Annotated in this window: 23 protein-coding genes; 11 read left to right on the top strand and 12 right to left on the bottom strand. The window is 65.7% G+C overall.

Translation table 11 applies throughout. From position 1 onward, the window contains the following. The first annotated feature begins 218 nt into the window (after positions 1-218). Both QX108_RS29780 and QX108_RS29775 read left to right on the top strand, forming a co-directional pair. Positions 219-803, top strand: coding sequence for a YidB family protein (locus tag QX108_RS29780; RefSeq protein WP_315786734.1), 585 nt, complete (start codon positions 219-221; stop codon positions 801-803). Between the two features lie 27 nt (positions 804-830). Beyond that, on the top strand, positions 831-1,097 hold the full coding sequence (locus QX108_RS29775) for a GlsB/YeaQ/YmgE family stress response membrane protein (protein WP_172115465.1): 267 nt from the start codon (positions 831-833) through the stop codon (positions 1,095-1,097). A 98-nt stretch (positions 1,098-1,195) separates the two neighbouring features. Here QX108_RS29775 and QX108_RS29770 read toward each other — a convergent pair whose 3' ends face one another. Continuing rightward, entirely contained in the window at positions 1,196-1,978 is a 783-nt protein-coding gene (locus QX108_RS29770) for an SDR family oxidoreductase (protein WP_315786737.1), read from the bottom strand. 305 nt (positions 1,979-2,283) lie between these two features. Here QX108_RS29770 and QX108_RS29765 point away from each other — a divergent pair, with 305 nt between their 5' ends. The 3 genes from QX108_RS29765 to QX108_RS29755 all read left to right on the top strand — a co-directional run bounded on the left by QX108_RS29765 (position 2,284) and on the right by QX108_RS29755 (position 5,560). Continuing rightward, positions 2,284-3,348 (top strand): acyl-CoA dehydrogenase family protein, encoded by a 1,065-nt coding sequence (locus tag QX108_RS29765; protein ID WP_315786740.1) that lies wholly within the window; start codon positions 2,284-2,286, stop codon positions 3,346-3,348. A gap of 23 nt (positions 3,349-3,371) precedes the next feature. Continuing rightward, positions 3,372-4,529, top strand: coding sequence for an acyl-CoA dehydrogenase family protein (locus QX108_RS29760; RefSeq protein ID WP_172115471.1), 1,158 nt, complete (start codon positions 3,372-3,374; stop codon positions 4,527-4,529). 224 nt (positions 4,530-4,753) lie between these two features. Then, complete coding sequence (locus tag QX108_RS29755) at positions 4,754-5,560, top strand: enoyl-CoA hydratase/isomerase family protein (protein WP_315724008.1); 807 nt, start codon at positions 4,754-4,756, stop codon at positions 5,558-5,560. A gap of 373 nt (positions 5,561-5,933) precedes the next feature. Here QX108_RS29755 and QX108_RS29750 read toward each other — a convergent pair whose 3' ends face one another. The 3 genes from QX108_RS29750 to QX108_RS29740 form a co-directional block, all read right to left on the bottom strand. Continuing rightward, complete coding sequence (locus tag QX108_RS29750) at positions 5,934-6,695, bottom strand: hypothetical protein (protein ID WP_315786744.1); 762 nt, start codon at positions 6,693-6,695, stop codon at positions 5,934-5,936. Between the two features lie 140 nt (positions 6,696-6,835). Continuing rightward, a complete protein-coding gene (locus QX108_RS29745) occupies positions 6,836-7,630 on the bottom strand; it encodes an enoyl-CoA hydratase (RefSeq protein ID WP_315786747.1) in 795 nt (264 codons plus the stop codon). A gap of 170 nt (positions 7,631-7,800) precedes the next feature. Continuing rightward, positions 7,801-8,985 (bottom strand): ABC transporter substrate-binding protein, encoded by a 1,185-nt coding sequence (locus QX108_RS29740; protein WP_315786838.1) that lies wholly within the window; start codon positions 8,983-8,985, stop codon positions 7,801-7,803. A 25-nt stretch (positions 8,986-9,010) separates the two neighbouring features. On the opposite strand from QX108_RS29740, the gene QX108_RS29735 reads away from it, so the two are divergent. From QX108_RS29735 to QX108_RS29720, 4 genes are all read left to right on the top strand, one after another. Then, positions 9,011-9,151: a hypothetical protein gene (locus tag QX108_RS29735; protein WP_315724002.1), complete on the top strand. Its 141-nt coding sequence runs from the start codon at positions 9,011-9,013 to the stop codon at positions 9,149-9,151. 31 nt (positions 9,152-9,182) lie between these two features. Further along, a complete protein-coding gene (locus QX108_RS29730) occupies positions 9,183-9,977 on the top strand; it encodes a thermonuclease family protein (RefSeq protein WP_409998566.1) in 795 nt (264 codons plus the stop codon). A 48-nt stretch (positions 9,978-10,025) separates the two neighbouring features. Next, positions 10,026-11,492, top strand: coding sequence for a M48 family metalloprotease (locus QX108_RS29725; RefSeq protein WP_315786752.1), 1,467 nt, complete (start codon positions 10,026-10,028; stop codon positions 11,490-11,492). Between the two features lie 154 nt (positions 11,493-11,646). Further along, the gene (locus QX108_RS29720) at positions 11,647-12,651 is read left to right on the top strand and encodes a hypothetical protein (RefSeq protein WP_315786755.1); all 1,005 of its coding nucleotides are present in this window, start codon (positions 11,647-11,649) and stop codon (positions 12,649-12,651) included. A gap of 376 nt (positions 12,652-13,027) precedes the next feature. Here the strand turns inward: QX108_RS29720 and QX108_RS29715 are convergent, their stop codons facing one another. The 5 genes from QX108_RS29715 to QX108_RS29695 all read right to left on the bottom strand — a co-directional run bounded on the left by QX108_RS29715 (position 13,028) and on the right by QX108_RS29695 (position 19,977). Then, on the bottom strand, positions 13,028-13,852 hold the full coding sequence (locus QX108_RS29715) for a CarD family transcriptional regulator (RefSeq protein ID WP_315724000.1): 825 nt from the start codon (positions 13,850-13,852) through the stop codon (positions 13,028-13,030). Between the two features lie 502 nt (positions 13,853-14,354). Continuing rightward, positions 14,355-14,693, bottom strand: coding sequence for a ferredoxin FdxA (gene fdxA, locus QX108_RS29710; protein WP_172114514.1), 339 nt, complete (start codon positions 14,691-14,693; stop codon positions 14,355-14,357). A 114-nt stretch (positions 14,694-14,807) separates the two neighbouring features. Beyond that, positions 14,808-15,125 (bottom strand): RNA-binding S4 domain-containing protein, encoded by a 318-nt coding sequence (locus QX108_RS29705; protein WP_315786758.1) that lies wholly within the window; start codon positions 15,123-15,125, stop codon positions 14,808-14,810. Positions 15,126-15,137: 12 nt separating this feature from the next. Continuing rightward, positions 15,138-18,683 (bottom strand): helicase-related protein, encoded by a 3,546-nt coding sequence (locus QX108_RS29700; RefSeq protein ID WP_315786761.1) that lies wholly within the window; start codon positions 18,681-18,683, stop codon positions 15,138-15,140. Between the two features lie 445 nt (positions 18,684-19,128). Then, positions 19,129-19,977: a DUF3108 domain-containing protein gene (locus QX108_RS29695; RefSeq protein ID WP_409998565.1), complete on the bottom strand. Its 849-nt coding sequence runs from the start codon at positions 19,975-19,977 to the stop codon at positions 19,129-19,131. Positions 19,978-20,521: 544 nt separating this feature from the next. Here QX108_RS29695 and rpmB point away from each other — a divergent pair. Next, complete coding sequence (rpmB, locus tag QX108_RS29690) at positions 20,522-20,830, top strand: 50S ribosomal protein L28 (RefSeq protein WP_315723995.1); 309 nt, start codon at positions 20,522-20,524, stop codon at positions 20,828-20,830. A gap of 343 nt (positions 20,831-21,173) precedes the next feature. Further along, complete coding sequence (locus QX108_RS29685; protein ID WP_315723993.1) at positions 21,174-22,436, top strand: DUF2235 domain-containing protein; 1,263 nt, start codon at positions 21,174-21,176, stop codon at positions 22,434-22,436. A 58-nt stretch (positions 22,437-22,494) separates the two neighbouring features. Here the strand turns inward: QX108_RS29685 and QX108_RS29680 are convergent, their stop codons facing one another. The 3 genes from QX108_RS29680 to QX108_RS29670 all read right to left on the bottom strand — a co-directional run bounded on the left by QX108_RS29680 (position 22,495) and on the right by QX108_RS29670 (position 23,436). Beyond that, the gene (locus QX108_RS29680; RefSeq protein WP_315786764.1) at positions 22,495-22,743 is read right to left on the bottom strand and encodes a hypothetical protein; all 249 of its coding nucleotides are present in this window, start codon (positions 22,741-22,743) and stop codon (positions 22,495-22,497) included. Positions 22,744-22,857: 114 nt separating this feature from the next. After that, a complete protein-coding gene (locus QX108_RS29675; protein WP_315723989.1) occupies positions 22,858-23,088 on the bottom strand; it encodes a transcriptional regulator in 231 nt (76 codons plus the stop codon). 141 nt (positions 23,089-23,229) lie between these two features. After that, positions 23,230-23,436 carry a cold-shock protein gene (locus tag QX108_RS29670; protein ID WP_172114507.1) on the bottom strand — a complete coding sequence of 69 codons (207 nt, stop codon included), beginning with the start codon at positions 23,434-23,436 and terminating at the stop codon, positions 23,230-23,232. Between the last annotated feature and the right edge of the window lie 88 nt (positions 23,437-23,524).

The raw sequence follows: 23,524 nt of genomic DNA, 5'->3' as shown, positions 1-23,524 counted from the left end.
GGACACCGGCCGCCTGCGACGGCGGCGTGCGCCTGCCCGCTCCCGTTCATCGCGCCGTCATCTGCGCCACGCCACAACATGATGCGCACGCGGAGTTCCGACAGCGGCGGCCGCGATGGCGTATGCATGCATTCCCCCCGTCTGCGGCGTCTGGCCTCCGCTTGTAACGATCCGAGCAACGCCATAGCTTTACGCGCGTGGGGCGCAGGAGGCAGGTCATGGGTCTACTCGACATTCTCAACGGCATGCAGAACGGCCCGAACGGGCCCAGTCATCCGACGACACAGAAGAACGACGGCATGTCGCCGATGACGATGGCGATCCTCGCGCTGCTGGCCTGGAAAGCCGTGAAGCACTTCTCGCAAGGCAGCCGGCAGCCGAATGCAGCTCCAGCGCCAGTTCCGCCGCCCCAGCCGACCGGCCAACAAGGCGGGCCGCTCGGCGGCGCGCTCGGTGGCGGCCTGGGCAACATCATCGCCGGCGGTCTCGGCGGCCTGCTCGCAGGCGGCGCAGCCGGCAGCGTGCTGTCCGGCGGACTCGGCGATCTCCTGCGCCAGTTCCAGGAGAAGGGCCATGGCGACACGGCGAACTCGTGGGTGAGTCCCGGCGAGAACAAGCCGATCTCGCCGGGTGATCTCGCCAACGCGCTCGGCGCCGACCAGATCGATCAGCTCACCGCGCAGAGCGGCCTGTCGCGCGATGAGCTGCTCAGCGGGCTGAGCCAGTATCTGCCGAAGGTGATCGACCAGCTGACGCCGGACGGGCGGCTGCCGACCGAGCACGAGCTCTCGGGCCGGATCTGAGCGCGACCTTCAGGCAAGGATGATCTCATGATTTACATTTTGATCGTTGGCTTCGTCGCCGGCCTGCTGGCGCGGCTGCTGTCACCCGGGCCGAACAATCCCTCAGGCTTCATCCTGACCACCGTGCTCGGCATCGTCGGCGCCTTCCTCGCCACCGCGATCGGACAGGCCATCGGACACTACGGTCCGAACCAGGGCGCCGGCTTCATCACCGCCACGATCGGCGCGGTGGCGGTGCTGTTCATCTGGAACCGGCTCGTCGCCAGCGGCACGATCCGCGACTTCAACCGGTAGCAGCCTTCACCCCATTGCGAGCGCCGCGACGCAATCCATGGCCTACAGATGAGGTCTGGATTGCGTCGTCGTTTGCAGGTCTCACAATAACGGCGATCTCATCCCAGCAGATGCATCCCCGCATCCATGCGCACGACCTCGCCGGTCATCTGCCCGGATGCGGGGCTGGCCAGGAAGACGACCAGTTGCGCGATGTCCTCGGCCGATGACGCCGTACGCAGCGGCACCCGCGCCACCACGGCGTCGCGGACCTGCTTGGCGCCGGCCTCGCCGCGACCCTTGGTAAACCAGGGCGTATCGATATAGCCGGGGCATACCGTGTTGACGCGGATCGCAGGCGCCAGCGCGCGCGACAGCGACAGGGTCATGGTGTTCAGCGCCCCCTTGCTCGCGGCGTAGGCGATCGACGAGCCGACGCCGCTGATGCCGGCCACCGACGACACGTTGACGACGGCGGATGCGCGTTCGGTCTGCTTGGCAGCGGCTTCGAGCAACGGCCGCGCCGCACGCACCATCTGGAACGGTCCGATGGTGTTGACGGCGAAGATGCGCTGAAAATCCTCGGCCGACAGGGCATCGAGCTCCGCATGCGGGACGTGCTTGGTGGTGCCGGCATTGTTGACGAGCACGTCGAGACGCCCCCATGGCGCCGCGGCCGCGACGATCCTCTTGCAATCCTCGTCGCGCGACACGTCGCCCTGCACGACCACGATGTCCGCGCCTTCCTTGCGGCAGAGATCGGCCGTCTGCTCGGCCTCCGTCTTGCTGTTGGAATAGTTCACGACGATGCGCATGCCGGCCTTGGCCAGCAGCAGTGCAGTCGCGGCACCCAGGCCGGAGGCCGAACCCGTCACGATCGCGCACAGACCTTCCACCGCCATTCCGCTTCTCCCTGCTTTCCCGCGTCTCATTCTCAGATCGTTGCTTCTTAGAGCATGATCCGGAAAAGTGGAAACCGGTTTTCCGAAAAGATCACGTTCAAACAAAGGGATCAGACCATCGCGACTGAAAGATCCAAGCAATCTCCGCGCTGCGGAAATCGCCGGGTCCATGCGGCGAACGGACGGCGCCCTGCGATGCGCAGCGCTTGTCAGGACCCGTGACTGCGCTCATCATGCGACGCAAACATCCGGCGCGGCGCGCAATTGCGACGCCGTGCGGCAGAACAATCAGCACGAGGAACGCCGTGGCGGACGCTGACAACATCGTGGTTGCGACCGCGGAGAAGATCTTCGCCGATCTCGCCGACCCGCAGACGATCAATCATGACAAGGACGGACGCTGGGCGGCGCCGCTGTGGCGGGCCCTGAGCGAGGCCGGTCTGCCGCTGGCCTGGGTCGCCGAGGAGCTCGGCGGCGCCGGCGTCGATCTCGCCGACGGCTTCGCCGTGATCAATTCCGCCGGTCGCTTCGCAGTGGCGGTGCCGCTCGCCGAGACGCTGCTGGCCGGCTGGCTGCTGCAGCAAAGCGGGATCGCTTCGCCTGACGGCGTCATGACGATCGCGCCGGCGCGCCCGAACGACCGGATCACGCGCAACGCCGACGGCACGCTGTCCGGCCGCGCCCGCGGCGTGCCGTTCGCGAAGAATGCAAGGCATGTGGCCGTGGTCGCGCATGACGGAGACGACGTCTCGATTGCCCTGGTCGAAGCGGCCGGGCTGCGCATCGATGCCGGCCTGTCGCTCGCCAACGATCCCAGCGACACCGTCACCTTCGACAAGGTCGCACCCGTGGCGATGAAGCGCGCGCCGGCCGGCTTCGATCAGGACCGCCTGATGCTGATGGGCGGCGTCGTGCGGGGCCTGCAGATCGCGGGCGCGCTGGATGCGTTGCTGGAGATCAGCGTCCGCTATGCCGGCGAGCGCGTCGCCTTCGAAAAGCCGATCGGCAAATTCCAGGCGGTGCAGCACAATCTCGCGCGCCTCGCCGGCGAGAGCGCTGCGGCGAGCGCTGCCGCGACCTCCGCCGCGGATGCGATCGCGCGCGGAGAGGCGTTTGACGACGCGATATTCCTCGAAGCTGCATCAGCCAAGATCCGCTGCGCCGAAGCCGCCGAGAGGGGCGCGGCGATCGCCCATCAGGTGCATGGCGCGATCGGCTTCACCACCGAGCACATCCTGCACCGCTTCTCCTTGCGGGCGCTCGCCTGGCGCGACGATTTCGGCTCCGAGAGCCATTGGGCCGTGGCCCTCGGCCAACGCGTCGCCGCCCGCGGCGCCGACGAATTGTGGCCGCTGGTCGCCTCACGCTGAGAGCTGCACGAGAAGGATAGCCCATGACCGCGCTCCGTTTCGATCCGATCCGCCTGCCTGGGGAATGCGAGGAGCTGCGCAAGGAGGTGCGCGCGTTCCTCGCCGAGGAGATCGCCGCCGGCACCTTCAATCCGTTCCAGCCGTTGCGCGAGGACGCCGATGCCCGTGAGTTCTCGCGGCGGGTCGGCGAGCGTGGCTGGATCGGCATGACCTGGCCGAAGAAATATGGCGGCCACGAGCGCACCTTCCTGGAGCGCTATGTCGTGACCGAGGAGATGCGCGTTGCCAACGCGCCCGTGCGCCGCTTCTTCGTCGCCGACCGCCAGAGCGGCCCGATCCTGCTGCGCTACGCGCCCGAGCACATCAAGATGGACATCCTGCCGCGCATCTGCCGTGGCGAGCTGTGCTTCGCGATCGGCATGAGCGAGCCGAATTCCGGCTCCGACCTGTTCGCGGCCAAGACGCGGGCGACCAAGACCGAGGGCGGCTGGCTGATCAACGGCTCCAAGATCTGGACGACGTCGGCGCACATGGCCGACTATATGATTGCGATCTTTCGCACGTCGCCGGCCACCAAGGAGAACCGGCGGCACGGCCTGACACAGTTCCTGGTGAACATGAAATCGCCGGGCATCAAGGTGAATCCGATTCCGCAGATCACCGGGCAGAAGGAATTCAACGAGGTCGTCTTCACCGACGCCTTCGTGCCGGACGATCATCAGCTCGGCGAGATCGACGGCGCCTGGAAGCAGGCGACGTCCGAGCTCGCCTATGAACGCTCCGGACCGGAGCGCTTCCTGGAGACCTATTACGTGCTGACCGAGCTGGTGCGCGCGGTCGGTCCCGATCCCGACACGCGCAGCGCCGAGGGCATCGGGCGCCTGGTGGCGCAGCTGCATGCGATGCGGCGCATGTCGGTGTCGGTCGCCGGCATGTTGCACGCCGGCAAGGAGCCGGTGGTCGAGGCCTCGATCGTCAAGGACGTCGGCACAGTGTGGGAGCAGCAGCTGCCGCATCGTGTCCGCGATCTCGCCGCCTTCGTCGAGGAGGACGCCGGCAATCGCGAGACCCTGGAGAACCAGCTGACCTTCGCCATCCGCACCGCGCCGAAGTTGACCATCCAAGGCGGCACCACGGAGGTGCTGCGCGGCATCATCGCGCGCGGGCTGGGACTGAGGTGATGGTGCTTCTTACCTCTCCCCGCTTGCTGGGAGAGGTCGGATTGCATCGTCAGATGCAATCCGGGTGAGGGGGTACAGGTCTCACCACGGACACTTCCCGTGCGTCTGCCCCTCACCCCATCCTCTCCCCGTGAAGAACGGGGAGAGGGAGCAGACCGGCGACTGCGCGGCAGCCTGGTCACAAACGCAGCGCGAAATCATTGAGACGCTCATCGGAGACCCACATGACCCACTTCCCTGACATCGGCGTCGAGATCCATGGCCATGTCGGCCTGATCGAGATCCGTCGGCCGCCGCTCAATTTCTTCGACATTTCACTGATCAACCAGATCGCGGATGCGCTCGAAGGCTTCGATCGCGACATCGAGATCCGCGCCTCTGTGCTCGCCGCGCAGGGCAAGGCGTTCTGCGCCGGCGCCAATTTCGGCGACCCGGCGCGGCAGGCCCAGGAAGCCGCAAGCGCCAAAGGCGATCCGGCCGACAGCCTCGGGCCGATCAACCATCTCTACATGCAGGCGGTGCGGATCTTCCGCTGCAAGAAGCCGGTCGTTGCCGCCGTCCATGGCGCCGCGATCGGCGGCGGACTCGGGCTCGCGGTGTCGGCCGATTTCCGCGTCACCTGCCCGGAGGCGCGCTTTTCCGCCAACTTCACCAAGCTCGGCTTCCATCCGGGCTTCGGCCTGACGGTGACCTTGCCGGAGCTGATCGGCAAGAACAACGCCGAGCTGATGTTCTACACCAGCCGCCGCGTCACCGGCGAGGAGGCCTACAAGATCGGCCTCGCCAATGAATGCGTGCCGCAGGACCAGGTGCGCACCGCTGCAATGAAGCTCGCCTCAGAAATCGCCGAATGCTCGCCGCTCGGCCTGCTTTCGACCCGCGCCACGATGCGCGCCGGCCTCGCCGACCGCGTGATGGCCGCGACCGAGCACGAGCTCGCGGAGCAGACAAGACTGCGCGCGACGGAGGACTTCAAGGAAGGCGTGAAGGCCACCGAGGAGCGCCGCTTCGCGAATTTCAAGGGACGGTGAGCGGTTACGCTATCGCGTAGTCTGTTGCGGCGCGCGCAGTGCACCTCGCCCCGCCAGGGCTATCGCATTTTGCGATGGGAGTGGCGCGTTCGTATATCTCCACATCGTCATGCCCGGGCTTGTCCCGGGCATGACGGAGTAACTAACAGTCGGGATTGTTTGTCGCGACAGCCGTATTTTCCTATGCGATAGCCCTGCCGCTCTCGCGGGGAGAGGTCGGATGGCATCGACGGATGCCATCCAGGTGAGGGGATACAGGTTTCACCATCAGCACCTCCCGTGCGGCTGCCCCTCACCCCAACCCTCTCCCCGTAAGAACGGGGAGAGGGAGCGCAGCGTCGACTGCGCGAGAGCTGAGACTCGACTCATAAGTCTACGTGGTCGGTGTGAACATCACGCCCGCCATCTCGAACCCAACATCCGACACTGCGTAGCCGCGCGCACGCGCGGCGTCGATGATGCCCGCTGCATCCGTGACGCGGAAGGTCAAGCCGCTCATCAGCTCGCGCTCGCCGGGCGTCACACGGATTGCGACATTCGGCAGCCTCAATCGCCAACCGCCGTCATCCTCGGCTGTCGGCGTCAGATCGAGGATGCTTCCCCAATGCGCGGCGAGCGATGTTGGATCGGGACTTTGCAGCACGACCTCCGTTAGCGCCGTCGTGACATCACTGCGGATCGCCCGCGTCCAGTCCGGCCCTGCCGGCGGATACGGCCCCAGCACGTCGTCGCTGCCCTCGGTGTGGTTGAGCTCGATGAAGGCCGCGCGGCAGTCGCGGGGATGCAGTTGCACGCCGTGATAGGGCGGATGGTCGATGACGTTGGCGGTGCGCACGCCGAGCGCATTGGCCCTCGCCGCGCGGCCGTCGGGATCATCACAGGACAAGATCGCCATGTAGCCACCGCGGCCGCCCGACTTGTCGAGGAAGCGTCCCGCCGCGGTGCCCTCGACCGTCGGCGCGATCACCTCGAGCAGGATCGGGCCGACCGGGAGCAGCGCATTCTCCAGCCCGTATTTGCCGACATGCGGATCGCGATAGCAGACCTCCAGGCCCATGATCGCCGCGATGTCCGAGACGACGGGCTCGAGCGCTGGGGCCACCAGGCAGATCTGGCGCAGGTGGAGATATGGCATGGCAGGCCTCTTTGAAGTATCACCTGTTGACGCAAGCCGTCGGCCTCACCGTCGTCATTGCGAGCGAAGCGAAGCAATCCAGAGCTCAGGCAATAACCCTGGATTGCTTCGCTTCGCTCGCAATGACGGGGAGTACGGAGCTAACGTCCCTGAAACACCGGCGCGCGCTTCTCGACGAAGGCCCTCGCCGCCTCCTTGTGATCCTCGGTGTCGCTGCACCGCGAGTGGTGCATCGCCTCGGCGTCGAAGCAGGCTTCGAGCGTCATGGTCTCGGCGTTGTTGATGTTGCGCTTGATGTAGCCGAGCGTGACGCTCGGCCCCTGCGCCAGCGACATCGCCAGCTCGCGCGTGGAGGCCTCGACCTCGGCATCGGGCACGACCTTCGTCAGCATGCCCAGGGCGAGTGCCTCGCGCGCGCTCAGGATCGGGGACGTCAGATAGAGCTCGCGCGCCTTGGCGCTTCCGAGCAGCTGGGTGAGGAAATAGGTGCCGCCAAAATCGCCTGACAGTCCGACCTTGGCAAAGGCGGTGGTGATCTTGGCCGACTCGCCGGCAACGCGCAGGTCGCAGGAAAGCGCGATCGACAGGCCCGCGCCGGCCGCGGCGCCGTCGATCTGCGCCACCACCGGCTTCTGCATCTGGTGCAGCAGCCGCGACACCTCCATGCGCTCGCGCAGTGTCGTAACCTTGGTCTCGAACGACGGCGCCGTCTTGGCTTCCGCCATCGCCTTGACGTCGCCGCCGACGCAGAACGTGCCGCCGGCGCCCTTCAGCAGCACCGCACGTACGTCCGGATCATTGGCGGCCCGCTGCGCAGCCTCGACGAGGCCTTTGGTCATATCGCTGTTCAGCGCATTGCGCCGCTCCGGGCGGTTCATCGTGATCGTGAGCAGGCCGGAGTCGAGATGCTGCAGAACCGTCGTGTTGGTGGTCATGGCCGGGACTCCTTGTTCGTCGATGCTTGATGTCATTCCGGGGCGACGCCCCAGCGTCGAACCCGGAATCTGGCGATGATGGACTCACATCGAGGTTCCGGGTTCAACGCTGCGCGTTGCCCCGGAACGACGGAGGCCGAGGGCGCGTCCGCGCTGCGGCCTTTCAACCGTCACTTCTTCACCAGCGGACAGCGCGAGGCCTCCAGGGACTGGAACGCGTCATTGCCGGTCACCGTCGCCAGCAGCTTGTAGTCGTCGGACTTGCCCTTCGACTCCGACGGTTTCTTGACCTCGAACAGATACATGTCGTGCACCATGCGGCCGTCCTCGCGGATGCGGCCGCCCTTGGCGAACATGTCGTTGATCGGGGTCGACCGCATCAGCTTCATGACGGCGTCCGCATCGGTCGTGCCGGCGGCCTTCACGGCCTTGAGATAGTGCGTCACGGAGGAGTAGACGCCGGCCTGCGCCGAGGTCGGCACGCGCTTGGTGCGCTCCATGAAGCGCTTGGTGAAGGCGCGCGTGTCGTCGTTGAGATCCCAGTAGAACGCTTCCGCGACGAGCAGCCCCTGCGCAGTCTCCAGTCCGACGCTGTCGATATCGGAGACGAAGGCGAGCAGCGGCGAGAGCTTCTGTCCGCTCTTGGTGAGACCGAACTCGGCGGCCTGCTTGATCGCATTGATGGTGTCGCCGCCGGCATTGGCGAGACCGACCACCTTGGCCTTGGACGCCTGCGCCTGCAGCAGGAAGGACGAGAAGTCCGAAGTGTTGAGCGGATGGCGCACGCTGCCGAGCACCTTGCCGCCCGACTTCACGACGACATTGGTGGTGTCCTTCTCCAGATCCTGGCCGAACGCGTAATCGGCGGTGAGGAAGAACCAGCTATCGAGCCCGGATTTCACCGCGGCAAGGCCCGTGACGTTGGCCTGTGCGAACGTATCGAACACGTAGTGCACCGTGTAGGGCCCGCACGCCTCGTTGGTCAGCCGAACAGAGCCCGGACCGTTGAAGATGACGATCTTGTTGCGCGCCTTCGCGATCTCGCCGGCCGCGAGCGCGGTGGCGGAGGCCGCGACGTCCCAGATCATCTCGACGCCCTGGTTGTCGAGCATGTCGCGGGCGATGTTGGCGGCGAGATCGGCCTTGTTGAGATGGTCGGCCGCGATCACCTCGATCTTGCGCCCCAGCACCTCGCCGCCGAAATCCTCCACCGCCATCTTCGCGGCGGCCTCGCTGCCGGGCCCGGTGATGTCGGCGTAGAGGCTGGACATGTCGAGGATGCCGCCGATCTTCAGTGGCGGCTTGCTCTGCGCATGGGCTGCGGTCGCGGACAGCGTGAGCGCTGAAGCCAGCATGAACAGCGACGCCGCTGCGCCACAGATGGACCTGCTCATCGATTACCTCCCTGCCGGGCAACGCCGCTACATGGCGACGGCCTCGTTGATAGTTCGCATCATGGCGCACGCGCACGTCAGCGGCAAGCGCCTGCAACAGGCGTTGCACGCTGCTGTTTTCCGCTGAGTGGAATGGACATTTCGTGCGATGATGCAGCATGACGCGTGCACGCAAGATCGACTGCAGACACTCGCTCCATCGGCTCTGCCTGATGCTGCTCGCGACCTGCGCGACTGCGCCGACGAGCCATGCCGCATCCTGCGTGCTCGCCGAGCTCGGCGAAGGGCATGTCGGCGAGATCGTCGACGCGCGCAGCGTCCGCCTCAGCGACGGCCGCGAGGTCAGGCTCGCCGGCATCGAGGCGCCGCCGGAGCAGAGCGCAGCGGCGATGGAGGCGCTCGGCACGCTGCTGCGCGGCCGCGACGTCGTGCTCCGCGGTGAGGACGATGCCCCCGACCGCTACGGCCGGCAGCGGGCCTTTGCCTTCGTGCCCGGGGGTGACCAGCCGGTGCAGAGCGAGCTGCTCCGGCAGGGCCTCGTCCTTCGCGGCATCGACCTGCCGGACCGCGATTGTGCCCTCAACCTGGGCGCGGCGGAGGCCGACGCGCGCACGTCGCGGCGTGGCGTCTGGAAGACGGGGACCGTCATAAAAAACGCGGAAAGTCCAGACGATATTTTGGCTGGCGTTGGGCTATTTACGGTTGTCGAAGGGAAGGTGTTGTCCGTACGACAGACAGGGACAACAACTTATCTGAACTTCGCTCGTAGCTGGACACGGGGCTTCGCTGTGATTATTCCAAAGCGTATGATCGCGGTATTGGAAGGTGCCGGCATCGACGTCAAATCACTTGCGAATCGACAGATTCGCGTGCGCGGTTGGATCGAGGCGCATGCGGGTCCGAGACTGGAACTGACGCAGATCGCGCAGATCGAGATTTTGAGCGGAAATTGACCGCGGTGGTACGTGAGTAGCGACGTGAACCTGTCTGTTCGAAGGCGCATGACGGCGATGAACTGCGGTTCGCGGATCGCACCGGCCTTGCTGTGCCTGGGGCTGGCTCTGGCTGGTTGCAGCGACATGGGCAAGTTGCAGCAGGCGACGGCGCCGATGCCGACGCCGCGACCGAAGCCGGCGATGGTGCAGACCACCCCGGCCAGCGACCGCGAGCACGAGCGCATCCTTGCAACCTATGGCGGCGCCTATGAGGACCCCCAGCTCGAAGGACTGATCGGAAAGATCGTCGACCGGCTGGTCGCGGCGTCCGATCGTCCGGACCAGGGCTACAAGGTCACGATCCTGAACTCCGGCGCGGTCAACGCCTTTGCGCTGCCGACGGGTCAGCTCTACGTCACGCGCGGCCTGATCGCGCTGGCGAACGACACCTCGGAATTGTCGTCGGTGCTGAGCCACGAGATGGCGCATGTGCTGGCGCGGCACGCCGCGATCCGCGAGGACCAGGCACGCCAGGCCGCCGTGGTGACGCGCGTCGTCTCCGACATGGGCAACGATCCCGACCTGACCGCGCTGGCACTGGCCAAGACCAAGATGACGATGGCCAGCTTTTCGCGCACCCAGGAGTTCGAGGCCGACGGCATCGGCGTCGGCATCTCGGCCAAGGCCAAGTTCGACCCGTACGGCGCCGCGCGTTTCCTGTCCTCGATGGAGCGCAACGCCGAGCTGAAGGCCGGCAAGGTCGCGCTCGACCCGCGGGCGCAGGACTTCCTGTCGTCGCATCCGGCGACGCCGGAGCGGGTGCAGAACGCCGCGGCGATCGCCAAGCAGTACGTCTCGCCGGAAGCGCGGGAGCATGATCGCGAGACCTATCTCGCGGCCGTCGACAACATCGTCTACGGCGAGGACCCGAGCGAGGGTTTCGTGCGCGGCCGGCGCTTCCTGCACCCGAAGCTCGGCTTCACGTTCCAGGCGCCGGAGAATTTCACGCTCGACAACACCGCGCAGGCCGTCATCGGCGTGCGCGAGGGTGGCGCCCAGGCGATGCGCTTCGACGTGGTGCGCGTGCCCGCCCGCCAGACGCTCGGCGACTATCTCAATTCGGGCTGGATGGAGAACGTCGACAAGTCGGCGACCGAGGAGCTCACCATCAATGGCTTCCCGGCGGCTGCGACGACGGCGAGCGGCGATCCCTGGCAGTTCAAGGTCTACGCGCTGCGCGTTGGCAGCGACGTCTACCGCTTCATCTTCGCCTCGCGCCAGAAGACCACCGAGAGCGAGCGCAACGCGCGCGAGACCGTCAATTCGTTCCGCCGCCTCAGCCTGGAAGAGATCCAGTCCGCCCGGCCGCTGCGCATCAAGGTCATCACCGTGCAGCCCGGCGACACGGTGGAGTCCCTCGCTCACCGCATGACCGGCGTCGACCGCCCAATCGAACGCTTCCGCGTGCTGAACGGGCTCGATGCCCGCGCGCAGGTCAAGGTTCGCGACCGGGTGAAGATCGTGGTGGAGTGACGGCGCGGATCGCCTCCCTCGTTCCCTGCGGCACGCACGGCTGGCGGCGCGCCGCAAGCGGTCGACGAAGCGGACGTAGCCGGCTTCCCGCCACCCCACCGAGCGCCACAAACTCCTTGGCGCTGGCGCAACCGCCCTGCGACGCTTTGACGTCATGACCGCGCCCTCCGCACCTGACCTGTTTCTGCTGTCCCTGTTCGACCGCGAGCAATGGTGCCCGGTGCTGCAGGCCCGCTTCGAGGTCACCGATCTGGCGCGGCTCTGCCGCCTGGTCGGTGCTGGCAGCGAAGCGGAACTCGAGCGGATGGGCTTCCAGCTCGATGACGCCGAGGCACTGAACCTCTGCGAGGCCTTCGGGATCAGCCTCGACTGGGATGCGCTCGACTTTCCCGATCGCGAATTCATCGTCGATCGCGTCCGGCCGATTCAGACCGCGCCCTATCTGATCCATACCGGCTACGAGCTGCCGCTGCTGCTCGACGGCCGGAAGAAGCTGGCGCGTTTCGCCGAGCCTTACCCACCGATGAGCTTTCCCGGCGAGCATCGCTTCGACCACTGGGTCGCGGCCGGCCTGCTGCACAAGGAGGTCGAGCTTGAGCCGTTCGGCGATGAGCCGACCAAGGCGGGCAGCCATCAGGGGACGAGGCGCGTCTACTTCACCGCCAAGAGTGAGGAGTGGCGCATTCCCGCGATGAAACTCGTGTGGGAGGCTGCGTCGAGAGCCAACGGCGGCTGGAACGAGTATTTCGAGCGGCTAGAGGGCATGCTGTTTGGCTATGAGAACTGGCAGAACGATTGGTGGATCGAGACCGGGCTGCGCGGTGGCGGCTTCGGCGGCATGCCGTTTTGCTGCGCCGTCGACAGCCAGGGCCTCGCCTGGATCGAACAGGCCGGCTACCGGGCGCTGCCGCCCGCCGTTCAACCTCAGCTCATCCTGGATGACTACGATCCCGCGAGACCGTTGCCAGAGCAGCTCGCCAGGCTTGAGCGGACCGACGCCGCAGCCCTCGCAATCTTCAGCGTCAGCTGGCAGTCCCTGGACCTGTGGACCGAACAAGCCGCGCCGTGCCGCATGCCCGCCGCACGCATGCCGGAGCTGAACGCGCTGCTGCTGCGGCCGATCAGGATCATCCGACTGAAGCCACAGGCCGCCACCTAGACTCGCCAGCGCCAGTGCTTTGCTGCGAGCGCCCTCTCAGCATTGACCGTCATCCCGGGCAAGGCTGGCAACGCGCCAGCGTTGCCGGGCGCTGACCCGGGATCCATAACCACAACAAGTGCAAGAGGTGCGATGGCTGGAGCTCCAGCGCGCTCTCTCGCAGGAGCCGGTGGCTATGGGTCCCCGCTTTCGCGGGGACGACACCGATTTCGCGGAGACACGCAGTGTCAAAACTCCAACCCACGCGCGGTGACAACAAATGGACGGAGCAACCAGGGGGCACGCTTGCGCGCTTCGACCAGCGCCCCAAACAAAAAGCCCGACCTCGCGGCCGGGCTTTCGTAAGCAACTAATTGGAAAACGCTGGAACGGTCGATCAGGCCGCCTCATCCGCCACGGCGGTGTCGTCGCCGTCGATGTCGTCACCCTCGGCGTCGGCATCGCCCTCGGCGACCGCGTCGGCCTCGGTCTTGGCGCCGCGGCGCGGGCTCTTGGCGAGCTGCGTCTCGATCTCCTTCACGGCCTCGGTCTCGGTCGAGTGCTGAACCACCGCGATCTCGCGCGACAGACGGTCGAGCGCGGCTTCATACAGCTGGCGTTCGCTGTAGGACTGCTCCGGCTGCGACTCCGAGCGATAGAGGTCGCGCACGACCTCGGCGATCGCGACGATGTCGCCCGAATTGATCTTCGCTTCGTACTCCTGGGCGCGGCGCGACCACATCGTGCGCTTGACGCGGGCACGGCCCTTCAGGGTCTCCAGCGCCTTCTTCACCAGCGCCGGGTCGGACAGCTTGCGCATGCCGACATTGGCGACCTTGGCGGTCGGCACGCGCAGCGTCATCTTGTCCTTGATGAAGTTGATGACGAACAGCTCGAGCTTGGCGCCCGCGATCTCCTGCTCCTCGATGGCCAGGATCTGGCCGACGCCGTGAGCGGGATAGACGACGAATTCGTTGGTCTTGAAGCCCTGGCGCTGGGTCGGCAGCTTCTTCTCCTCGACGCGCGGCGCGGCCGCAGCGGGAGCCGCCGGCTTGGCGGCGGGGGCAGGAGCAGCCGGTACCGCGGTCTTGGTGGCCTTCGGCGCAGCCGCCGCCTTGGCAGTCACGGTCTTCGTCACAGAGTCCTTCGCAGCCGAGTCCTTTGCAAGAGTGGTCTTCGCGGCGGATGCTTTCGCGGCAGTCTTGGCAGTCTTTTCAGGCATTGCGCTTCTTTTGTTCTTGGTGGACTTGGCAGCCGAGGCCTTTGCGGCAGCCCGAATCTCCTTTACAGGAGCGCGGGCACGGCCCTTGGAAACGCTGCGGCTCGCCGCGGCGGCTTTTTTTGTACTCTTGGAAGCACTCTTTTTACGCGTTTTCTGTGACACAGCCTGCGCGCGGAACTGCCACGCCCCTGTTTGATGTTGCGGGAACCTAAAAGGGCGGCCAAAAAAGTATACGCATGGCCGGGTTCGGCTCTGAGAATGTGCCATATATAGCACATTTCCCGCAAAAATCAATGATTTAGAGGCTCCAGGGGCGGTATTGTGACGGATCCGCGAAGTTAGGGTTAAGTGAAGCGTGCCAGAATCGAACACTCCTGCACGGGCTGTTCCCGCGCCGCAGGATGCCTCCTAGGCCATTGTTTCCGCGTGGCATTCCGATCCGGCTGACGTCCCGCGGCCAGCCTGCTCGGCGCTCGGCGAGCGCCGGTTGCCACGCGACCTGCTAGTCTCCGGCGCCGGCCTTCGACGAAAAATATTTCTCGAACTTTCCGCCTTCGCCGTCGTGCTCCTTGGCATCGCCCGGCGGATCCTTCTTCTGGGTGATGTTGGGCCAGGACTTGGCGTATTCGGCATTGACGCCCAGCCACTTCTCCAGCCCCGGCTCGGTATCGGGCTTGATCGCGTCCGCCGGGCATTCGGGTTCGCACACGCCGCAATCGATGCATTCGTCCGGATGAATGACGAGCATGTTCTCGCCCTCGTAGAAGCAGTCTACCGGGCAGACCTCAACGCAATCGGTGTATTTGCATTTGATGCAGTTTTCGGTGACGACGTAAGTCATCCAGGGCTCCGGAACGGATCAATAAATCGGCAGGCTTGCACTAGCGCAGGATGTGGTGTGCCGCAAGGGAAGCAGGACGAAGAACTGAACCGGAGTTGCGCAGGCGCAACCCCGTCAGCTTCGTTCAGCGCCGTCGAGATCATCATACAGTCCACGCACCGATGCTGCGTCACCCCGGCGCGCGGCGAACCCCGTCACCTTGAGCACGCGTACGCTGCGATCGAGCGCGATGGTCAGCACGTCGCCGGTCTTGACCCCGTGTCCAGGCGAGGTCTCGCGCACGCCGTTGACACGGACGTGGCCGGACGACACCAGCGCCGCGGCGCTGGTGCGAGCCTTGACCAGCCGCGCGTGCCACAGCCACTTGTCGAGACGCTGGCGCTCTGACGGAGTGTCAGACGTGGGCGTTGTCCTTCCGACCGATACGGCCAACCGGACTGCCGGTCAGTCCTTGCGGTTGTTCGCCGCAAGCTGCTCCTTGAGCGCGGCGAGCTTGGCGAACGGCGAGTTCGGATCGACCGGCCGGTCGCGATCACGACCGCCCCCGCCGCTCGACGCATAGGGTCGCAGCGCCGGGCCGCTGTCGCGCTTGTCGCGACCGCCCTTGCCGAAGTCGCGGCCGCCGCGTCCCTCGCGATCACCGCCGAACTTGCCACCCTTGTTGCGGTCGCGATTCTGGTCGCGCCCCTTGGCATCGTGATCGCGGCGCGGGCCGCGGTCCTCACGTGCCGGCGCTGCTGCGCCCTCGGCGGGAGCCGCACCGCTCTCCGGCGGGCCCTTGCGGAAGTCCTTGCCGAACTCCTTCATCCGGTCGCGGCGGCCATGGCCGCGATGCTGACGCTCGCGTGCCTCGCCGCCTTCGGCCGAAGCTGCCCCTGCAGGCGCTGGCGTGCCAGCAGCCTGCCCGCGCTCGTGCTGCGGACGATTGTGCCGGCCCCGCTGATGATGATCGTGACGCGGCCTGCGCTCCTCCGAGCGTCCGCCGGGCCGCCAGACTTCGATCAGGACCGGCTCGGCCGCGGGCGCCGCTTCGGCAGCGGGAGACTCGGCAACCGGCGCGGTCGCGAGAGCATCGCCCGCGCTCGCAGGCTCGCTCGGAGCAGCTTCAACGGTCTCCGGCTGCCGCGCGTCCGCCACCACGGCTTCGGCCGCAGCGTCGACGCTCGCGGGGACCGTCTCTGCCGCAGCGGCTTCCCCGGCCGCGTCCGGCGTGACGAAATCCACGGTCGGCAGCGAGGCCAGAGCCGACGCCGGCGCGGTCTCGACCTGCTCCTCACCGGCAGCGTCCGGCACAGCGACGACCTGCTCGATCACCGGAGCAACGGCGGCCTCTGCGACGGTGGGAGCCTGCTCGTCGGCCGGCTCGCTGGCAATCGCTGCGACCTCATCGCTGGGCGCGTTCTCGTGTTCCGCCGGCCCAGCCGCAGTCACCTGAACAGCAGCCTCGACGGGCGCCTCAGCCACGGGCTTCTCGCCGACGGGCTTCTCATCGACCGGCTTGGGCGGCAGCGGCGGGCGCTTGTCCATGCGGTAGCCGAGCGCGCGCAGGATCGAAGCGAAATCCTCGCCGGCCGAGCCGGTGAGCGAGGTCATCGCCTGGGTCACCACGAAACCGCGGCCGTCGAACGCGCCGGCCGGCTTCTCGCCCTGCGCATTCTCGCGCCAGGCCAGAGCAGGACGAATCAGGTCGGCAAGCCGCTCCAGGATGTCGACGCGCACCGCGCGCTCACCGGCCTGCTTGTAGCCGAGCACGCGATAGGCATCGCGCGGCAGCGCCTTGTCGACCGGGAACGATGTGCGTCCCGAGCTCGCCAGATGCTGCGCTCCGGTCAGCGCCGACATGTCGACATTGCCCTGCTTCTCCGCCCACAGCAGCGCGGCCAGTGCGCGCGCGGCCGGCTTGAGCAGCGCCGGAACGTAGATGTGATAGGCGCCGAAACGCACGCCATATTTGCGAAGGACCGCACGCGAGGGCTGGTCGAGATCCTTCATCTCGGCCGCGATCTTGGTGCGCTCGATGACGCCGAGCGCCTCGACCAGTTGGAACGCGATGCCGCGGGCGATGCCGGTGATGTCCTCGGCCTTCGACAGTTCGAACAGCGGCCCGAGCAGCTTTTCGATATGGGTCTTGAGCCACAGATCGAGCCGGGCCTGCACCTTGTCGCGGGCAGCCCCGGTGAGCCGCTCGTCGGCAATGATGCGCAGGCGCGGATGCAGGGCGTCGTCGGCCGCGACGAGCTTGGCGACGGCGTCGCCGGTCCAGCGGATGGTGCCGTCGGCAGTCAGCACGATGTGCTCGTCCGGCGCATTGGACAGCTTCTCGGCACGGGCCTCGATCTCGCCGGCCAGCGCCTTCTGGGCAGCAGCCTGCAAGGCCTTGGCCTCGGAGCCGGCCTCGGCGGCGTCGGGCGCGAAGGTGAATCCATCGAGGCGGCCGATCGCGTGCCCTTCAACGATCACTTCGCCGGTCTTGCCGATTTCCGTATTCAAAACACTGTTCTCCCGCAGGCGCCGCATCAATACACTGGTACGACGATCAACGAAACGCTCCGTGAGCCGTTCATGAAGGGCGTCTGACAATTTATTTTCGAGTTCGCGGGTAATCCCCTGCCAATAATCCGGGTCACGCAGCCAATCCGGCCGGTTGGCCACGAAGGTCCAGGTGCGAATTTGTGCAATCCGCCCCGACAGCGTGTCGATATCGCCGTCGACGCGGTCGGCCTGATCGACCTGGGCCGCGTACCAGGCGTCCGGAATACGCCCCTTCTGCATCAGGAAGCCGAACACGGTGGTCACCAGCTCCGAATGCGCGGCCGGCGACAGCCTGCGATAGTCCGGGATCTGGCAGGTTTCCCATAGACGCTCGACCGCCGCGGCGCCATGCGCCATGTCGCGCACCTCGGCGTCGCGCGCGGCGTGATCGAGGACGCGCAGATCCTCGGCGATCGGCGCGCGCGTCAGCGCCTCATGCCCGGGCGCGACCGCCAGCGACACCTGCAACGCGCTGAGGGACGCGAAATCCAGCTTCGAGTTGCGCCATTGCAGCATCTTCACGGTATCGAAGGCGTGGTTCTGCAGCGCATTGACCAGCTCGGGCTCGAATGGGCCACAACGCCCGGTAGTGCCGAAGGTGCCGTTGCGCGTTGCGCGCCCGGCCCGGCCTGCAATCTGGGCAAACTCGGACGGCGTCAGGCGGCGGAACTGATAGCCGTCATACTTGCGATCGGAAGCGAAAGCGACGTGATCGACGTCGAGATTGAGGCCCATGCCGATCGCGTCGGTGGCGACGAGATAGTCGACGTCACCGTTCTGGAACATCGCGACCTGCGCATTGCGCGTGCGTGGCGACAGCGATCCGAGCACGACCGCCGCGCCGCCATGCTGCCTGCGGATCAACTCAGCAATCGCATAGACCTCGTCGGCCGAGAAGGCGACGATCGCGGTCCGGCGCGGTTGTCGGGTGATCTTCCGATCGCCGGCGAATTCGAGTTGCGACAGCCGGGGTCGCGTTACCATCGAGGCTCCCGGCAACAGCCGCTCGATGATCGGGCGCATCGTCGCCGCTCCCAGCAGCAGCGTCTCGTCGCGGCCACGGCGGTTCAGGATGCGGTCGGTGAAGACGTGGCCGCGCTCGAGATCGGATGCGATCTGGATTTCGTCGACGGCAAGGAAGGACACGTCGAGGTCCCGCGGCATCGCCTCGACGGTCGAGACCCAGTAGCGCGGATTTTTCGGCTTGATCTTTTCCTCGCCGGTGATCAGCGCGACGGCCTCGCTGCCGACGCGATCGGCGATCTTGTTGTAGACCTCGCGCGCGAGCAGCCGCAGCGGCAGGCCGATGATGCCGGACGAATGCGCCAGCATGCGCTCGATCGCGAGATGGGTCTTGCCGGTGTTGGTGGGACCGAGCACGGCAGTGACGCCGCTTCCAGGGGCACGGTCGGACATGCGCTCGAAGGGCGAGGCAGCCGAAGAAGACGAAAAAGCCATTCGTTAAATGTGGGTCTCGAAGCCGGCGTTGGAAGCGCGCGGTTCACGCGCGATGAAGGCAAATTTTGGCGGTGTCTGGAGAGGCTGCGATGCTGACCCCTGTCTCACATTGTGACGCATATAGTGCCGCAGCTTAAGCTTCGGAACGCCTTGAGAACGAATCACGAAGGAATCGCTGACTCCATCGTCTTTCCGGCTTCGTTCACCGCAACATCTCGCGCTCTGCGATCAAGTCGGCACTAGATCAAGTTTTCGCGGGCTCGACAAGCAACGCTTTCGCGAGGGAACTGGGGCCGATTGTCGTGAGTCCCGAGTCGAATCAGAATCGGCGAAGAGTCAAACGGATTCACGGGCGCAAGCCGTGAACGCCGACCTGTCACGGCCGTGCCGGCATGCGCCGCGCTGGCCCGTCACGTGAAGAAGGATCGCAGCCGGCGCTGCGCGACTATTGCGTCTTGGCGACGTGCGGCGCGGCCTGGGTGATGAAGGAGGTCGCCTCGAGCATCGCCGTGCCGAACGAGGTCGGGATCACCACCCGGAACGGCACCAGGATGCGCGTGCCCGCCAGCGGCACGAAGAAGATCTCCATGTTGCGAGCCTGCGCCAGGTATTTCACGACGGGCCGGTCCGGAATGTAGCCCGCGACCGGCGTGAAGTAGACGGCGCAGACCAGCGCCGGACCACGATAGCCCTTGTCGGCCTTGACGTTCTCCATGCGCTTGTAATCGAGCTTGAGCTCGTAGCGCATGCGTCCGTCGAACACCGGCGCAGCGCCGCGGCACGAGTCCGGGGACAGCAGTTCCCCATTGCCGGGCACGCGCACCAGCGACGCCGTCATCGGATCGAGTACGCCGCGCTTGTGCGCATCGGTCACAGGAATGCGATCGGGATCGACCGGCGGTGCCGGCTCGATGGCGAAATCCTTCACATTGCCGTTCTGCAGATTGATACGGATCTGCTCGGACTTCTTCCCGGCAGTGGTCGATGCCTGGTAACTCTGGCCGACCAGCGCGCCGTTGACGACGCGCCCCTGGACCGAGCCCGAGCCCGAGCCTTGCGAGAAGCTCTTGAGCAGCCCGGCGGTGCCGCCCTGTGCCGAGGCGCCGTACTGCTCGTCGCCGATCTCGATGGCCCACGTGCCCTTGCCGACGGGAATACCGGCCAGCGAGGCCGTGTATTGCGCATCCAGCCGGGATTGCGCCTGTGCGTCTTGCGCCACCAGCACAACGACGAGCGCGGCGCCGGCCGCGACCAGACGACGGGGGAGGAATGAGGAAGCCGAGATGATGGTCACGTGAGGATTGATCCTGCCGATCCGCCTGCCTGAGCGCCGGATGCCTCCGGCGCGCCGTCCTTGCTACTTAAGCCAAAAACGCCTTCGAACAACGCGAACCGTCCGACAATGGCGGTTTGTCCAGCGCTTTGCGCCAGAACTGCCTCCGAAGCTGTCCTCCGAAATCTGCCGGAATCACGCGCCGACCGCCGGACCGCGCCAGCATGCCGCCGTTCTGGCGTTCGGGGCTGCCGCGGGACATCATCCATCCCGTCCGAATGCGCCCTTTATATGGTCTAAACTGCCGGCTACACCGTTGATTATACGCCTGCTTTTGTGCTGATCCGCGATCCCGGACCCGATCGGGCGACTGCAGGGCCCAGGCCCCCCCGGGTTCGACGGGTCAGAACGTCGGTATTTGCCGCGACCTTCAAAACCTTGACGAAAAGCCGCATCCCCCCTATAGGACCGCATCTCCCAGAGACGAGCTGGACGAGTTTTGGACCCCCGCGGCCCGCCGACACGAGCGGACGAAGGGTGCGGGGATGAGAGAGGATTTATTGCCATGTCGCGGCGCTGTGAACTGACGGCCAAGGGCCCCCAGGTTGGCCACAAGGTCAGCCATTCGAACATCAAGACCAAGCGGCGCTTCCTGCCGAACCTGTGCAACGTGACCTTCATCTCGGATGCACTCGGCCGCAACGTGCGCCTGCGCGTCTCGACCAACGCGCTCAAGAGCGTCGACCACAATGGCGGCCTCGACGCCTATCTGCTGAAGGCCAACGCCGCGGCCCTGTCGCCGCGTGCCCTCGAGCTGAAGCGCGCCATCGAGAAGAAGGCCGCCGACGCAGCGCCGGTTGCCAAGGCGAGCTGAAGGGCGATAGCTTCATCGCCAAAGCTCGGCGCATCCTGCGTCAGGCTTAGCGAATTGAGACGACGAAACGGCCGGATCGCAAGATCCGGCCTTTCTCGTTTGCGGCTGACGCGCTCATTTGCGGCTGACGCGATTGCATTGCGTCGGAGATGTCGCGTACTCGGCGGAATTCCCGATGCGCTTCGTGATCAAGCGTTCGCACATCGGTCAACGATGCGCGCCGACAGGGAATGCTTTATCGGCGTCGACAATAGAGACGAAGTGTCATGCCGACCGGCCTCCCCAACGCCAGCCGGATACTCTACACTCGCTGCGGTAGCATTATTGCGGACATTCCTTTGCCATGAAGAATATTGTCATCTGCTGCGACGGCACAGGCAACGAGATCAGCGAGAACATCTCGAACGTCCTCAAGCTGTATCGCTGCCTGCGCAAGACCGATAAGACGACGCCGCATCAGGCCGTGTTCTATGATCCCGGCGTCGGCACCCTGACGCAGCCGGACAGCTGGCACCGCTTCAAGGCGAACTTCAATCTCGTGCTGGGGCTCGCGACCGGATACGGGCTCGATGACAACGTCATCAACGCCTATTGCTTCCTGACCACGCACTATCAGGACGGCGACCGCATCTTCCTGTTCGGCTTCTCGCGCGGCGCCTACACCGTGCGCGTGTTGGCAGGACTGATCCACAAGGTCGGGCTGATTTCGCCCGATCAGATCAACCTCGCGGGATCCGGCGTCATCGCCTACAAGAAATACTCCTCCGACAATCCGAAGGCCGGGCGCGGCATCACCACCGAGGTCGAGAGCACCGAGGAGGAAGGCCCGATCCCCGAGAGCCGCGACGATCAGGCCGCGCAGTTCGCGCGCATCACCTCGACGCGCTGGCCGACCATTCATTTCGTCGGCGTGTGGGACACGGTGGCGAGCGTGATCGTGCCGCGCACCGACCGGCTGTTCGCACTGCCGAGCCTCGAGGAGCTCGCCTTCACGATTCAGAATCCCAGCGTCAGAATCTTCCGCCAGGCGGCGGCGATGGACGAACGGCGCTGCATGTTCCGGCTGAAACCCTGGGACATGCCGCAGACCTTCACACCCAACCGCTTCAACAAGGCGCAGGCGGGACCGCAGGACGCGAAGCAGGTGTGGTTCGCGGGTGTGCATTCCGACGTTGGCGGCGGCTACCCGGAGGCGCAGTCGGCCGCCTCGAAATATCCGCTGCTGTGGATGCTCGACGAGGCCGTCGAGGCCGGGCTCGCGGTCAATCCGCGCACCGTGAACCAGCTGGCCTGGGGCGTGCAACGCAAGAGAAGCCCGTTCTCCTATGTGGCGCCGAGCGTCCAGGGCCCGCTGCACAACTCGATGACGCCCGCCTGGCGCCTGCTCGAATATGTTCCGAAGAGCGCGAAATACAAGGAATGGCCGGAGCGCAAGGTGCATTTCGGCTTCTACATTCCGAATTGCGAGCCGCGCTTCATTCCCGATGGTGCCTTCGTCCACGAGAGCGTGCTGATGCGGATCGCCGAGTCGAAGGACTATCGTCCGGTCAATCTGCCGTCGTCCTATGAGCGTGTGGCGCTGCCGGCCAAGCAGAAGGCGGACTAACAGCGCAGACGCGTCAGCGCCGCACAGCCGCCGGCGCACGCCACCGACGCGGATCGCGTCAGATCATGCGCAGATGAATGACGCCGTCCTTGACCTCGCCGCGGGCGAACTGCTCGCGCGCCATCTGCTCGAACGTCGTGCGGTTTCTCTGCAGATAGGCGAATGCCTGATTGCGCGTGCAGAAGCAGGTCTCCAGGTGACAGACCTGCCGCGTTGCCCCGATCGCAAGCGCAAATGCGATCGTATGGCCTCCGTCTGGGGTGTTGTCCTTGGCAATGCGAACGTCTGTTGCGGTCGACTTGGCCACGTCAGCCTCCTCGGTCGGAAGGTCGGATCTGTACGCGGAACACTGTTCGAAATCGCGCAGCGGATTGAAAGTTCCGACCACAACGACGCAGCCGATCGGAACCAATCAGCCCTGTCAGCGCGCGACCTTCTTTCGCCGCTTCGGTGCGGCATCAGGAGGGGCTTGCGCTGCCTCCGCTTCCTTCGCGAGCCGCAGCACGCGCAGCCGCTCCATATTCTTGCGGACGGCAACGGCGCGCTGATCCCATTCGGCGCGCGCCTTTGCTCCATCTTCGGCGGCAACGCGTTGGCGCTCTGCACGTGCCAAGCTTTCGGGAGAGCGCTCCGACGTCTTCTTGGTGGCCATCGCGACTGATCCTTTCGAAGCTGCAGGTTATCGTCGAGACGCAGAAAGCCCGCTCAATACAGGATCGAGCGGGCAAACCAGCCATTTCAGTACATCCGTGAAATGGCCCTAGGCATTCAACAAGACGTCAGATCAGGACGATCAGACCAGCGCGAGATTTTCCGCGCTGGTTTTGCCGCGCATCTTGTCGGTCTTGACGTCGAAAGTAACTTTCTGGCCCTCGGCCAGACCGGCGAGACCAGCGCGCTCAACGGCGCTGATGTGAACGAACACGTCGTTCCCGCCGTCCTGCGGCTGAATGAAACCAAAGCCCTTCTGGCCGTTGAACCACTTAACGGTACCCTGCATGTCTATCTCCAATCATTCATCGCGCGACCATCACGCGATCTCATTCAACTGAGCGATGACTTTGGAAATAGCCCACAGGCACATTCAG

The sequence above is a fragment of the Bradyrhizobium sp. SZCCHNR1002 genome (assembly GCF_032381435.1).
Taxonomy (GTDB): domain Bacteria; phylum Pseudomonadota; class Alphaproteobacteria; order Rhizobiales; family Xanthobacteraceae; genus Bradyrhizobium; species Bradyrhizobium aeschynomenes.
Note: the sequence above shows the minus strand (reverse complement) of the source record. Positions and strands in the feature narration are given on the sequence as shown.